The sequence below is a fragment of the Pseudomonas sp. LBUM1671 genome (assembly GCF_059695685.1).
Map to the genome: position 1 here is coordinate 4,490,587 of NZ_CP166782.1, position 14,981 is coordinate 4,505,567.

At 59.3% G+C, this 14,981-nt stretch carries 9 protein-coding genes; 5 read left to right on the plus strand and 4 right to left on the minus strand.

The window, feature by feature from the left end; translation table 11 throughout:
- Positions 1-27: 27 nt before the first annotated feature.
- Positions 28-1,551 carry a polyphosphate:AMP phosphotransferase gene (gene pap / locus ACA060_RS20710; RefSeq protein WP_497312888.1) on the minus strand — a complete coding sequence of 508 codons (1,524 nt, stop codon included), beginning with the start codon at positions 1,549-1,551 and terminating at the stop codon, positions 28-30.
- A gap of 274 nt (positions 1,552-1,825) precedes the next feature.
- Here pap and mnmC point away from each other — a divergent pair, with 274 nt between their 5' ends.
- Entirely contained in the window at positions 1,826-3,808 is a 1,983-nt protein-coding gene (gene mnmC / locus ACA060_RS20715; protein ID WP_497312890.1) for a bifunctional tRNA (5-methylaminomethyl-2-thiouridine)(34)-methyltransferase MnmC2/FAD-dependent 5-carboxymethylaminomethyl-2-thiouridine(34) oxidoreductase MnmC1, read from the plus strand.
- 5 nt (positions 3,809-3,813) lie between these two features.
- On the opposite strand, the gene ACA060_RS20720 is transcribed toward mnmC, so the two are convergent.
- Positions 3,814-8,643, minus strand: a complete 4,830-nt coding sequence (locus ACA060_RS20720) for an NEL-type E3 ubiquitin ligase domain-containing protein (protein ID WP_497312892.1) — start codon at positions 8,641-8,643, stop codon at positions 3,814-3,816.
- 295 nt (positions 8,644-8,938) lie between these two features.
- Between ACA060_RS20720 and ACA060_RS20725 the strand changes: the two genes are divergently transcribed.
- From ACA060_RS20725 to ACA060_RS20740, 4 genes are all read left to right on the plus strand, one after another.
- On the plus strand, positions 8,939-10,711 hold the full coding sequence (locus tag ACA060_RS20725) for an N-acetylglutaminylglutamine amidotransferase (protein ID WP_497312894.1): 1,773 nt from the start codon (positions 8,939-8,941) through the stop codon (positions 10,709-10,711).
- Between the two features lie 3 nt (positions 10,712-10,714).
- Complete coding sequence (gene ngg / locus ACA060_RS20730; RefSeq protein ID WP_497312896.1) at positions 10,715-12,463, plus strand: N-acetylglutaminylglutamine synthetase; 1,749 nt, start codon at positions 10,715-10,717, stop codon at positions 12,461-12,463.
- 160 nt (positions 12,464-12,623) lie between these two features.
- Positions 12,624-13,814 carry an osmoprotectant NAGGN system M42 family peptidase gene (locus tag ACA060_RS20735; RefSeq protein ID WP_109633769.1) on the plus strand — a complete coding sequence of 397 codons (1,191 nt, stop codon included), beginning with the start codon at positions 12,624-12,626 and terminating at the stop codon, positions 13,812-13,814.
- 207 nt (positions 13,815-14,021) lie between these two features.
- On the plus strand, positions 14,022-14,249 hold the full coding sequence (locus ACA060_RS20740; protein ID WP_010461751.1) for a YheU family protein: 228 nt from the start codon (positions 14,022-14,024) through the stop codon (positions 14,247-14,249).
- 5 nt (positions 14,250-14,254) lie between these two features.
- Here ACA060_RS20740 and csrA read toward each other — a convergent pair whose 3' ends face one another.
- Both csrA and ACA060_RS20750 read right to left on the minus strand, forming a co-directional pair.
- Positions 14,255-14,440, minus strand: coding sequence for a carbon storage regulator CsrA (gene csrA / locus ACA060_RS20745; protein WP_109633771.1), 186 nt, complete (start codon positions 14,438-14,440; stop codon positions 14,255-14,257).
- Between the two features lie 144 nt (positions 14,441-14,584).
- Entirely contained in the window at positions 14,585-14,917 is a 333-nt protein-coding gene (locus ACA060_RS20750) for a YnfA family protein (RefSeq protein ID WP_109633773.1), read from the minus strand.
- Between the last annotated feature and the right edge of the window lie 64 nt (positions 14,918-14,981).

Sequence of the window (14,981 nt, forward strand, 5' to 3'; positions counted from 1 at the left end):
TCACCCCGCGTATGCGCAGCCATTGGCTCACGGCTTGTGTTTTTTGGCCTTTTTGCTGTGCTTGTCTGACTTCGCGAACGCTTCTTCCAGCGCCTGGTTGATCGTGCGCAGGACCTTGACCCGAGCCCAACGCTTGTCATTGGCCTCCACCAGCGTCCACGGCGAGACTTCGGTGCTGGTGCGGTCAACCATATCGCCAACGGCCGCGCGGTAAGCGTCCCATTTGTCACGGTTGCGCCAGTCGTCTTCGGTGATCTTGAAACGCTTGAAGGGAATGTCTTCCCGCGCTTCGAAACGCTCCAGCTGAGTCTCCTTGTCGATAGCCAGCCAGAACTTGACGACGATGACGCCCGATTCGGAAATCTGCTCTTCGAAATCGTTGATCTCGCTGTAGGCCCGCAGCCAGTCCGCAGGTGGACAGAAGCCTTCAACGCGCTCGACCAATACCCGGCCATACCACGAGCGGTCGAATACGGTGAACTTGCCCTTGGCCGGAATGTGCCGCCAGAAGCGCCACAAATACGGCTGCGCCCGTTCCTCCTCAGTGGGTGCGGCAATCGGCACGATGTCGTATTGGCGTGGATCGAGCGCCGCGGCAACTCGCCGAATCGCACCGCCCTTGCCCGCTGCATCATTGCCTTCAAACACCGCGATCAAGGCGTGTTGACGCATGCGTTTGTCGCGCATCAAACCCGAGAATCGCGCCTGTTCGGTAATCAGTTGTTCTTCGTAATCGTCCTTTTCCAGGCGCTGGCTCAGGTCCAGGCTGTCGAGCAGGTTGAGCTGATCGACATGGATCGGCAGCGGCGCAGCGTTGACCTTGGAGGGATGGATTCTGGATCGCTTCAAGGCACTTTGCAGGCCTTCGAGCAGGATCTTGCCCACCGCCAGACTGCGGTAATGCGCATCCACGCCTTCAATCACATGCCAGGGCGCGTAGTCACGGCTGGTACGGCGCAATACGCGCTCGCCGTACTTCACGAACTTGTCGTAGGTCTGCGATTGTTGCCAGTCCAGCGGACTGATGCGCCAGCTGTGCAAGGGGTCGTCGGCGAGTGCCTTGAGGCGCGCTTTCATTTGTTTCTTGGAGAGGTGAAACCAGAATTTGAAAATCAGCGCGCCTTCGTCGCAGAGCATTTTTTCAAAGCGCTCCGACTGGTTGATCGCCTGATCCAGCACCGCGTCCTTGAACAGACCATGGACCCGGCCCTGGAGCATCTGGCTGTACCAGTTGCCGAAGAAGATCCCCATGCGGCCCTTGGCCGGGAGCATCCGCCAGTACCGCCAGGCCGGGGGTCGCGCCAGCTCTTCATCGGTCTGCTGATCGAAGGTGCGGACCTCGATCAGGCGCGGGTCCATCCACTCGTTGAGCAACTTGACCGTCTCGCCCTTGCCGGCGCCTTCGATGCCGTTGATCAGGATGATCACCGGAAAGCGCTTTTGCTGCTGAAGTTCGAACTGCGCTTCGAGCAACGCTTCACGCAGCGCCGGTTCTTCAGCTTCGTAGGTTTCTTTGTCGATGGCGTGACCGATTTCAGCAGATTCGAACATGAATGGCTCCCTTTCCAGATTGAGCAAGACTAGCGGATTGAGTTGTTTTGCGTGGGAGAATCCATTTCTTCACCGCAACCACTGTTCCCTGTAGCAGCTGCCGAGACACGAGGCTGCGTTGGGCTGCGCAGCGGCCCTCTAGGGCGGTCCTGCGGACACGCAACGCAGCCTCGTGCCTCGGCAGCTGCTACAGGATTTTCTGCGAGTCGGCGGTCGTGCAAGCATCGCCACGTCGATCAGCTAGAATGGCCGCCTTGCCGTTGCCGAGTCTGCCATGAAACCTGTATTGCCTCACGCCCAACTCGACTGGGACGACCAGGGTCGCCCGTATTCGCGAGTGTTCGACGACGTCTACTTTTCGGACAAGTCAGGCCTTGAAGAAACCCGCTACGTATTCCTCGAACAAAACGGTTTGCGTGAACGCTTTGCCGAGTTGCCGGATGGCGGTCGGCTGGTCATTGGCGAAACCGGTTTTGGCACCGGACTCAACTTCCTCTGCACCTGGCAGTTGTTCGAACAGCACGCTGTGGCCGGTGCGCGGCTGCATTTTGTCAGCGTGGAAAAATACCCGCTGAGCCAGCCAGACTTGCAGCGAGCCTTGGCGTTGTGGCCGGAGCTCAAGCCGTTTGCCGATCAATTGCTGGCGCAGTACGTGGCGATTCATCAAGGCTTCCAGCGCCTGGTTCTGGACAACGGTCGCGTCACTCTGACCTTGTTGATCGGCGATGCGCTGGAACAACTGCCGCAACTGGACGCACAGATTGACGCTTGGTTTCTCGACGGTTTCGCCCCGGCGAAAAACCCCGACATGTGGACCGCCGAACTGTTTGCCGAACTGGCGCGGCTGGCGGCGCCCGGCTCGACCATCAGCACCTTCACCAGCACAGGTTGGGTACGCCGTTTGCTGAACGCGGCGGGCTTCAAGATGAAGCGCACGCCCGGCATCGGTCACAAATGGGAAATCCTGCGCGGGGTGTTTCTTGGCTGGCCTGAAGAAACACCTGCGCCTGTCGTGGCGAAACCCTGGTTTGCGCGTCCGGCCCCGCTCTCTGGCGAGCGTCGAGCCTTGGTGATCGGCGCCGGTCTGGCCGGTTGCGCCACGGCCGCCAGTCTCGCCATGCGGGGTTGGCAGGTGAGTCTGCTGGAACGACAAGACGGTATCGCGCAGGAAGCTTCGGGCAATCCGCAAGGCGTGTTGTACCTCAAGCTGTCGGCCCATGGCACCGCATTGTCACAGCTGATTGTCAGTGGTTTCGGCCACACCCGGCGCCTGCTGGAGCATTTGCAACGCAGCGTCGACTGGGACGATTGCGGCGTGCTGCAACTGGCCTTCAACGCCAAGGAAGCCGAACGTCAGGCACAACTGGCGGCGGCATTTCCCGAGGACTTGCTGCACACCCTCGATCGGGAACACGCCGAGATTCGCGCCGGTATCGCACTGCAGTCAGGTGGCCTGTTTTACCCCGACGGCGGTTGGGTGCACCCGCCCGCCCTGTGCGCATGGCAAGCAACGCATCCGAATATCCAACTCTTGACCCATCACGATGTCCTGGAACTGCGTCGCGTGGAGGGTCAATGGCAAGCGTGGGATGGCGACCGGTTGCTGGCCGACGCACCGGTGGTGGTGCTGGCCGGCGCTGCCGAGATCAAGCGTTTCGACTTCAGCAGCGATCTGCCGCTCAAACGTATTCGCGGACAGATCACTCGCCTGCCGCAGACTCCTGCAAGCCAGAGCCTGAGCACCGTGGTGTGTGCCGAAGGTTATGTCGCGCCGGCCCGTCTGGGTGAGCACACCCTGGGCGCAAGTTTCGATTTCAACAACGATGACCTGACGCCCACCGCTGCCGAGCATGCGGGCAACCTGCAAATGCTCGAAGAAATCTCGGTGGACCTGGTCGCTCGACTCGGCGCAGACGCCTTGCGGCCCGAGGCACTCGAAGGTCGCGCGGCGTTTCGCTGCACCAGCCCTGATTACCTGCCGATTGTCGGCCCCTTGGCTGACAGCCGGGCATTCGCCGACGCCTACATCGCCTTGAGCAAGGACGCCCGGCAAACACCGGACATCCCTTGTCCATGGCTGGACGGTCTGTACGTCAACAGCGGCCACGGTTCGCGAGGACTGATCACCGCGCCGTTGTCAGGCGAGTTGCTGGCAGCCTGGCTCGACAACGAACCGCTGCCATTGCCCAGAGCCGTGGCCGAGGCGTGCCATCCCAACCGTTTCAGGTTGCGTCGTTTGATACGCGGCAAGGCCTGAGGCGTTCAATCCAGTGCAAAGCAAGTCCTTGCTTCGTCAGCCTTCATGGCCGCCTCGGTGAGACGCTTCAACAAATCGGTCTCGGCCTTATTCAGTTCATCGGCGATGCCATCGACCACTGAGCGGTATTGCACGCCAAGCGTTGCCTGGCTTTCAAAGGCCGTCGCCATCCGCACGTGGAAAGGCGCAACCAGGTCGGTGAATTGCTTTTGATGACGTTGTCGCAAAAATTCGACCCAGAACGATCGTCTACTCAGGTCATCGAGCAATTCATGCGAAAGCTCCGCGGCTAAGACCTTGTTGATTGCCGTATTCAGGTTTCCCGGCGTCACGCCTCCAAGCGCTGCATAGCGCATATGCCTGGGCTGGCCGACAAGATTGAGTTTTTCAGCCAGACCGGTGCGGTAGGCCAGTTCGACTTCCACCGGATCAAGCTTGATTTTGGCATTTACAACATGTTCTTCAGCGAGCTTCGCAAGATAATCCTGGCGGAACAGGCGCCGCGCCAGACTTAATAACCGGGCGGCCTCATCATGGGAATTCCCCGCCTGCCGAACCAACGTATCAAGCTCGACTGCTACCTCAAGATTTCCGAAAATCGTCGCTGCGGCATCATCGCAATTGCCTTTTACCGCCATCGTCAGCAATCGAGCGCGCAACTCAGAATCCCTCTCAGCCGCCTGAATGACGTCCCAGACCCGCCGGGTCATGTCCTCGCGCACAAAGCGGCTATCCGCCGTGTCTCCGACGGCTGCCAGCAATTCAAAGAACTCTTTCGAATCGGGTTCGTTCTTCAGTGCCAACCATGCACGGTTACGACAGGCATAGCTCCCTTCGAGCGGAGTGGGCATCCACAGGTCTCGAGCCCTTAGCTCAGTGAGCACCGCGGTTTCATCTTCCAGCAGGCCCATGCCAGTGCCCATATTGTCACGGTAAGCCTTCAGCTTGGTCAGACTCGCCTCGGAGACAGGGTTATTCGTTAGATTCATCGTTCGCGCGAATCGTCGAGGGGCCTGGAACAACCAATCTGGCAACTCGCGAATCTGGTTACCTTTCAGGTCCACCAACTCAAGATACGGCGGACGGTAAAGACCGACAGGCAGTTCGGTTGCATGAGTATCGCGCAACAGCAGCGTTTGCAGATCAAGCATTTTGCTGACATCGATTGTGGCCCCCAAACGATTGCCGCTGAGCCCCAGCGTGCGCAGATTGCGCATGTCCGCCAGTTTGCGCAATGTGTGCTCGGTCAGCTGTATCTGATTACCGTCCAACCGCAAGTGCTCGAGCCTGGGCATATGCGACAACACCTCAGGCAATCGTGTGAGTTGATTGCGCTCCAGTTCCAGCGTGACCAGCCCTTTGAACGGTTTGAGGAAATACACCAGCTCGTCTCCGGCCTGCATATCCTTGATTGAAAGGCTGCGCACATGTGCGACATCCTGTTCTGTCAGTGTCGGCAACGGGCCCACCGGGCTGCGCTCCAGTGTGAGCGCTGTAACGGGCTGATCTTGAGGCCAACGCGGATGCGAGATCCGACGCCAGCAGTTTTCGATGGTATTGGCCACCTGACGACGACTCACACGGATATCGTTGAGTTGGCCCGGCAACGTCTTCATTTGCACTTCATCGTCACGCCAGGTGTGCAGCACGCCGCGTAGTTTCTTCAGTTGTTGCTCCAGTTCCCTTATTCGATTCACCCGCTCCATTTGGGTATTTCCGGCATCATCGAGAAACGACGAAATCTGGGCGTCCGTGAACAGCGGATAGAGTTTTTTGACTTTACGAATCAGGCCCCTTGCATAAGGGTTCGTAATGGGAGGATCCGCCTGGACACAGGCAGAAAGGTATTTCGGCGTCTCGCTGTGTTCCCCCCGTAGCACCCGCCCGGTCAGCGCCGGATCGCCGATGGCAACCCTCAGCAGCCGTGAGCGCAGTGTGGGGATATCCAATGATTCGTTGTTCGTGAAACCCATGCGGTTGCGTTGGGTGGCAGGCAATACGTCAAGTATCGACTCAAGCAGCGTGTCGCTCGTCACGGTGGAGGGCTCATTGCCGTTGTTGTGGGTGACCTGATAGCCAGCGGTCTTCTTGACGATGACCCCGCGCGTCGGCGCGTCAGTTTCGCCCACACTGTCCAGCAAGGTACCGGTCACTGAGCCCTGTCGTACTTCAAGTCGATAGCCGTCGTCCCAGCCTTGCACCCGATTCATCAGCCCGAGCGCCAGTTTGTCGGTGTCGGCACTGGCCAGTAGCGGACGGTGCAACCCCATGAGTGCCCGGTCCTGCCGTATTGCTGCCTGTGCCTCGCTGACCTGCCGGGCGAGATCCACGCCGGGGATCTTGCGGTCATGCAGAAAGCTGCGATCTCTGCCAGAGGCGTTTTCAAGCAACTCCTGACACATGCGAGTGGGAAGATCAGTGGCGTGTTCGCGCAGTGTCGCAACGTCACCGGGAGCCGTGCCGTCATAGGATTTATAGAGCCATTCATAGAGCGGCTGCCGATTGCTCCTGAGGCTTGTCGCGATCTCCTTGGCCAACAGCGACGCTTTCGACCCCGTTGTCGTGCGACCGATGATGCCTTCGACTTCACTTGGGTAAAGCCCATCGATGACGGTATCGAGCAGTTGCCCCGCATCCAGTTGCGCCTGGCTGATGGGCACACTGTTGACGCCATCATCATCGTGCGGGGCGGTCTCGGGGAAGCGGGACACGATCAGGTTTTCGTCGTCGCTCACTTCAATGAAGCGCTCTGCCGGCCAGCCTTGCAACCTGGGCAAGGTATGCAGTTGCTCCTGGACAAACGCTGTGTTCGCGGTCTCTGCCCGCTCCATCGCGGTGACCATCCTGGTGATGCGCTGGTCTATCTTGAAGCGCTCGACACAGTCATTCAGACGCTGCGGTAACTTGAAATTGCGTTCATGCAAATGGTGCAACTTGTCAGGCGTCATGCCGGTGATTTCGGCAATCGCGTCAAGGTCACTGCCGAGCTCGCTCAACCGTTGATCCGTGCGTACCAATGAATAAGCACCGTCGCGCCACTCGTGCGCGTATTCATAGACATGCCGCCAGCCACCCTCAACGTTTCGTTCGACGGCAGGCTGAAATGCGTCATTGCGTAAGGGATGCTTGATGGTCCAGGCCGCCCCCTCAGCATTGCGGGTGACTTGATAGCGAGCCCCGTCCATGACGATCGAAGTCTGCCCGGCATGCCGGTACAACCCTTGCGAATCTGGCTGCACGTCGCCAGCCAGTGTGGTGGATTGTTTGTAAGGTTCGAGGTCGGTCCTCCATAGTCTTGCTTTGCCATCAGGGCGATTCACCGCCTCGAAACCGTCGAAGAATGCCGCCTGTTCTTTCACGCCCCTGCTGACGGCTTGCGAGATGATTTTGCTGCCCGCCGCAAACGCCGCCATTTGTGCGACGTTTTCGACAACATTCAGCAAGTGCGTCAACGCCTTGGTTCGTTCACCACGCGTCCAGTCAGCCACACCTTCGTACACCTCGCTGACGATGTCGACCACGGCCGTCACCAGCATCAATTGGCCGATCACGGGTACGAAAAAAGCGGCCGCGTTCAACAGCAGAAGGCCTCCATCCTGCAACATCTGAATGGTTTTTTCCCGTTGCTGCTCATCGACATCTTCGGTCGGGATCGCCAGGATTCGCGCATCTTGCTGGGTCTTGCTGACGAATGAACCGAAGAAAAAATCGGCGAGGCACGTATCGGCGGGAGCGGCAACGAGGGTGCCTAATGTCCTGTTTTTGTCGAATTGGGCAAAAAAACCGGTTTTATCGTGACCGTACAGGTACTGCCCGACGAAAAACTTCCTGTAGCTTGTACTTTGCAATTTGAGGGTGAGGTAGACCTTGAAGTCCTCCAGCGAGGCGTATTCATACACGGGTCGCCGGGGTTCATTCGGCATATAAACCACGCATCGGGCCTTAGACTCGGTATCGATGGATACCCTGGTAAAGACCAGCACCCCGCAGATGCAGGCGTCATGAATCGTCAAACCCTGCCAAAGCACCGGCCCGCCATCAAACGATGCGTCGCTGGTTTGCGCCGCCGGGACATCCTGTTCGACCACACTCAGCAGCATCGTATAAGCCGCGTGGGTGATGTCCTTTTTCAGGTAGGCCATGTGAAGGGCGACTTGCATGTCCAGCACCTTCAACCGCCGGATATCGGCAGTGGAGGCACGATCATCGACAGGCAAACCTTTTTCGGGCCTGGCCGGCAATGCCAACGCGTCGCTGACATGGCGCTGATAGCGGGCACCGAGGTCGAGATCGCGGCACAGTGCAGCGAATTTCGCAGGGGTTATTTCCGGGCTTGGCTTAGAAATCTTGTTGATGTGTATCGATGAGTCCTTGAAAACACCCTGGCTCAGGGTTTCTTCCTGGGTGAAGTTTTCCATGGCCATGTGCAGCAGATTGCGTGAGGGTGTGTGTGTTTGATTCTGATAGCCGATCGGCAGCAGTCCTGTCGACACGTACCTTATATGGGTGACCTCCAGCGTGTCCCGCTCGACGTCGAAATCGATTGTCCATCTGCGCTTGAGGAGATCGGTCAGTTGCCCTTTGCAAAACTCGTCCAACGGCTTGAGCGCCTCAAGCGCCGCTGTGGCCTTGCCTTGAACGACGAAGGATTGCTCGAACGCGGCTCTCAAAGCCTGCACCACGGTCAGATCTGCAGTAGCCAACCATTCAGGAATAGACGCTTGCAGCACTTGCGCCTTGTCCAGATCTGCGGTGTGCTCCAGCAGCGCCTCAAGACGTTGCGCGGGTGTTATTGGCACGGCCGCCGTAGCGGCTTTTGAGGGTGTGGCTGACATGAGCAATATCCTTATTGCGGTAAGAGATGCTCAGTCTATGAAGTGCAACAGGCAATTGATAATTCGAATACTGGGTCGAATCGCCGTGTTTCCAAGCAGCTACTCGTATGCATCACATCAATAATTACCACCCCTTCAATGCACACCTGTGCTGCAGCCGCCATTCGTCCGGCAACCCCGGCTTATAACTTATCGTTCTAAAACTCCTATTACCGTGCGGAGTCAGTTTCTGAGTACCCGCCGTTTTGGCGCGTACCGATTGACCCTCCCCAACGGAAAAACCGGTAAGGACTTTATGTGCGGATTAGCTGGCGAGTTACGCTTTGATCAACAACCTGCGGACCTTGCAGCCGTTGAACGAATCACCCATCACTTGGCGCCTCGCGGCCCTGACGCGTGGGGCTTTCACAGCCAGGGGCCAATTGCCCTGGGCCACCGTCGCCTGAAAATCATGGACTTGTCGGACGGCTCGGCGCAGCCGATGGTCGACAACCAATTGGGCTTGTCCCTGGCCTTCAACGGCGCGATCTACAACTTCCCGGAGCTGCGCACCGAGCTTGAAAGCCTCGGTTATGCCTTCTATTCCGGTGGCGACACCGAAGTGCTGCTCAAGGGCTACCACGCCTGGGGCGAAGCGCTGCTGCCGAAACTCAATGGCATGTTCGCCTTCGCCATTTGGGAGCGCGACGCCAAGCGCCTGTTCATCGCCCGTGACCGTCTCGGCGTGAAGCCGCTGTACCTGTCGCGCACCGGCCAGCGCCTGCGTTTTGCCTCGGCGTTGCCAGCACTGCTCAAGGGCGGCGACATCAACCCGATCCTTGATCCGGTGGCGCTCAATCACTACCTGAATTTCCATGCGGTGGTTCCCGCTCCGCGCACCCTGCTGGCCGGCATTGAAAAACTGCCGCCCGCGACCTGGATGCGCGTAGAAGCGGATGGCACCACCGAACAGAAAACATGGTGGACCCTGCCCTACGGCCCACACGCCGACGAGATAAATCTGACGCTCGAAGACTGGCGTGACCGTGTACTCGACAGCACCCGCGACGCGGTGGCGATTCGTCAACGTGCAGCCGTGGACGTCGGCGTGCTGCTTTCGGGCGGTGTCGATTCGAGCATGCTCGTGGGCTTGTTGCGTGAAGTCGGCGTGGAAAACCTGTCGACCTTCTCCATCGGTTTCCAGGATGCCGGCGGCGAACGGGGCGACGAGTTCCAGTATTCGGACTTGATCGCCAAGCACTACAACACCCAGCACCATCAACTGCGCATCAATGAGAGCGAGATCATCGAGCAACTGCCCGCAGCGTTCCGCGCCATGAGCGAGCCGATGGTCAGCCATGACTGCATCGCCTTTTATCTGCTGTCCAGGGAAGTGGCCAAGCATTGCAAAGTGGTGCAGAGCGGCCAGGGCGCGGATGAGTTGTTTGCCGGTTATCACTGGTATCCGCAAGTCGATGGCGCTGCCGATCCGTACACGGCCTATCGCGATGCATTTTTCGACCGCAGCTACGAGGATTACGCCGCCACCGTGCAACCGAAATGGCTGACGGCGAATGACGCTGCCGGTGACTTCGTAAAGGAACATTTCGCACAGCCCGGCGCCGATGCGGCGGTGGACAAAGCCCTGCGTCTGGACAGCACGATCATGTTGGTGGACGACCCGGTCAAACGCGTCGACAACATGACCATGGCCTGGGGCCTGGAAGCGCGTACGCCGTTTCTCGACTATCGCCTGGTGGAATTGTCAGCCCGGGTCCCGGGCAAATTCAAACTGCCGGATGGCGGCAAGCAAGTGTTGAAAGAAGCCGCGCGACTGGTGATTCCGAGTGAAGTGATCGACCGTAAGAAAGGTTACTTTCCGGTGCCGGGCCTGAAGCATTTGCAAGGCGATACGCTGAACTGGGTGCGCGAACTGCTGCTCGATCCAAGCCAGGATCGCGGCCTGTTCAACCCGGCCATGCTCGACCGCCTGCTGACCGATCCGCAAGGCCAGTTGACCCCGTTGCGCGGCTCCAAGCTGTGGCAATTGGCGGCCCTGAACCTGTGGCTCAGTGAACAAGGAATCTGATCGATGAAACCTCACGCCACGGCGTATAGCCAACGCTTGTTGCGCGGTCAGGCGCCCTCGTACGAACGCTTGCAGGCGCGGCTGGCCGAAGACGGCAGTGAACTGGGCGCCGCGCCGATTGCCGTGCATTGCGGCTGGGGCCGATTGCTGATCGGTCATACCTTTCCGGATGCGGCGAGCCTGGCCCAGGAACTGCTCAACGAGCAGACCGGTGAACGCGACATCGCCTTGTACGTCGCCGCGCCCCAACAAGTGTTGGGGCTGGAACCGGCGCAGCTGTTTCTCGACCCCTCCGACACCTTGCGGTTGTGGTTCAGCGATTACCGTCAGTCAACCCGGGTGTTCCGCGGCTTTCGTATTCGCCGGGCCCAAAGCGAGACGGACTGGCAGGCGATCAATCAGCTGTATCAGGCGCGCGGCATGTTGCCGATCGATTCCAATCTGCTGACCCCGCGACATCAGGGCGGCCCGGTGTATTGGCTGGCCGAAGATGAAGACAGCGGCGCCATCATTGGCAGCGTCATGGGCCTCAATCATCACAAGGCGTTCAACGATCCGGAGAACGGCAGCAGCCTGTGGTGCCTGGCCGTCGATCCGCACTGCTCCCGACCCGGCGTCGGTGAAGTGCTGGTGCGGCATTTGATCGAGCACTTCATGAGCCGAGGGCTGAGTTACCTCGACCTGTCGGTGTTGCACGACAACCGGCAGGCGAAAAGTCTTTACGCCAAGCTCGGCTTTCGCAACCTGTCGACCTTTGCCATCAAGCGCAAAAACGGCATCAATCAGCCGCTGTTCCTTGGCCCCGGCCCGGAAGCAGATTTCAACCCGTATGCGCGGATCATTGTCGAGGAAGCCCATCGACGCGGGATTGATGTGCACATCGATGACGCCGACGCCGGGATGTTCACCCTCAGCCATGGTGGACGCCGGGTGCGTTGCCGCGAATCCCTGAGCGACCTGACCAGCGCCATCAGCATGAGCCTGTGCCAAGACAAAAGCCTGACGCACAAGGTGCTCAAAGCCGCTGGTCTGAACCTGCCCTCGCAGCAACTGGCCGGCAACGCTGATGACAATCTGGCGTTTCTCGACGAGCACGAGCGGGTGGTGGTCAAGCCACTGGATGGCGAACAGGGTCAAGGCGTCGCGGTGGATTTGCGGAGTATCGAAGAGGTCCAGCAAGCCATCGAGTCAGCCCGTCAGTTCGACAGCCGCGTGCTGCTGGAAAGCTTCCACGAAGGTCTCGATCTGCGGATTGTGGTGATCGGTTTCGAGGTGGTCGCCGCGGCGATCCGTCGCCCCGCCGAAGTGGTGGGCGATGGTCAGCATTCCATCGGCGCACTGATCGAAGCGCAAAGCCGACGTCGGCAGGCCGCCACCAGCGGCGAAAGCAAAATCCCGCTGGACCATGAGACCGAACGCACGCTTCAGGCGGCGGGTTATGACTACAACAGCATTTTGCCGGCCGGTGAGCATCTGTTCGTACGGCGCACGGCGAACCTTCATACCGGTGGCGTTCTGGAGGATGTCACGGCGATCTTGCATCCGACCCTGGTCGATGCCGCCGTACGGGCTGCGCGGGCGCTGGATATTCCCATGGTCGGGCTCGACCTGATGGTGCCTGCCGCGGATCAACCGGAGTATGTGTTTATCGAAGCCAACGAACGCGCCGGGCTGGCCAACCATGAACCTCAGCCGACGGCGGAGCGGTTTGTGGACTTGTTGTTTCCGCACAGTCAGCCGGCTGTTTCCTAGTCATGTGTCGTCTGGGCAGACGCCATCGCTAGCAGGCTAGCTCCCACATTTGACCGCATTCCAACTGTGGGAGCTAGCCTGCTAGCGATGGCTGCCTGACAGGCAACAAAAATTCTTCCTCATCGAAACCATCGATGCGCTCAACTCATCAGGAGTTTCCATGACCAGCAAAATCCCGGAACCAGATCTCAACTACCTGCAAAAAGTCCTGCTGGAAATGCTCGCCATTCCCAGCCCGACCGGGTTTACCGACACCATCGTGCGTTACGTCGCCGAACGCTTGGAAGAGCTGGGTATACCCTTCGAAATGACCCGGCGCGGCACGATCCGCGCCACGCTCAAGGGCAAAAAAAACAGCCCGGACCGTGCCGTTTCCGCTCACCTCGACACCATCGGCGCCGCGGTTCGCGCAGTGAAAGACAACGGCCGCCTGACCCTCGCCCCCGTCGGTTGCTGGTCCAGCCGTTTTGCCGAGGGCAGCCGCGTCAGCCTGTTCACCGACAACGGTGTGATTCGCGGCAGCGTGCTGCCTCTGATGGCTTCCGGGCACGCGTTCAACACCGCCGTGGATGAAATGCCGATCAGCTGGGATCACGTCGAATTGCGCCTGGACGCTTACTGCGCCACCCGCGCCGACTGCGATTCCCTGGGGATCAGCGTGGGCGATTTCGTCGCCTTCGACCCGTTGCCGGAGTTCACTGAAAGCGGCCATATCAGCGCTCGTCACCTCGATGACAAGGCCGGCGTTGCGGCGCTGTTGGCGGCGATGAAAGCGATCATCGACAGCGGTGAAGAATTGATGATCGATTGTCACCCGCTGTTCACCATCACAGAGGAAACCGGCAGCGGCGCGGCGGCTGCCCTGCCTTGGGACGTCAGCGAGTTCGTCGGCATCGACATTGCGCCAGTTGCGCCTGGTCAGCACTCCAGTGAACACGCAGTGAGCGTGGCGATGCAGGATTCCGGCGGGCCGTACGACTATCACCTGTCGAGGCATTTGCTGAGGCTGGCCAGTGAAAACGAGTTGCCGGTGCGCCGCGACCTGTTTCGCTATTACTTCAGCGATGCGCATTCGGCGGTCACCGCCGGGCACGACATCCGCACCGCCCTGCTCGCGTTCGGTTGCGACGCGACTCACGGTTATGAACGTACGCACATCGACAGCCTGGCTGCGCTGAGTCGCCTGCTCGGTGCCTACATTCTGAGCCCGCCGGTATTTGCCAGTGATGCTCAGCCGGCGAAGGGTTCGCTGGACCGGTTCAGTCATCAGATCGAGCATGACACGCAGATGGAAAGCGATACGCGGGTGCCGTCGGTGGATAGTCTGGTTGGGCAGCGGACAGACAGCTGATTCACGTATTGCGTCGCTTGGGCGATCGCCATCACGGGCAAGCCCGGTCCCACAGGTTTTGCGTCAATTTGGACATAGTGATCGACGCAAAACCTGTGGGAGCGTGGCTTGCCCGCGATGGCGTCAGATCAGGCACCCATGAGGCCACGGGCTAGCCGCAACCGATCATTCGCCGTAGCATCGCGCCATTGTTTAGCCGAGGTGCCTATGCTGATTCCCTACGACCAACTTGAAGTCGACACCCTCACCCGCCTGATCGAGGATTTCGTGACCCGCGACGGTACGGACAACGGTGACGACACGCCGTTGGAAACCCGTGTTCTGCGCGTTCGCCAGGCTTTGACCAAGGGTCAGGCGCTGATTGTTTTCGATCCAGACAGCGAGCAATGCCAGTTGATGCTCAAGCACGATGTGCCCAAGCACCTGTTCGACTGAGGCGCTCAGCGTCCTTTGGTTTTGGCCAGTTTGATCTGGATGCGCTCGTAGACCTCGGCCCGATGCACATTGACGTTCTGTGGCGCTTCGACACCGAAGCGCACACTGCCTCCGTTGACAGCGATGATGCGCACTGAAATGTTGTCACCGATGGAAATCATCTCGCCCACAACGCGACTGAGTACAAGCATGGCATTCATCCTTCAGGGTTACCGGCCCTTGAAGATGCCCGTCGCAACGCCGCTCTTCAATGCAACGACGGCAATTCAGTCTTGCCCTACAGCACAGGACCATCCCCCCTTACGGAAGCGTCTTACAAATCCTTTGATGTCGCTTCAAGAAGCGGAGAAACGCGGGCCGAATAGAATGACGCTGGCCCCGATCACGCACAGTGCCACGCCCAACCAATCCGACCCCAGGGGACGAATCCGCTCGACCACCGCCAGCCAGCCGATCGAGGCGACGATATAAATGCCGCCATAGGCGGCATAGGCGCGACCGGCGTAAGTCGCCTCGACACGGGTCAGTAGCAGCGCGAATAACGTCAGGCTGAGCAGTGCCGGCATCACCCACCAAATGCTTTTACCTTGGCGCAGCCACATCCAGAACGCGAAGCAGCCGCCGATTTCGAACAGCGCCGCGAGGAAAAACCACAAGTAATTGAGCATGCAGACGTCTCGTGAGGATGGCCGGTTGCGGCCACCCTAACGACGGTGTTGCGCATGGGCAAGT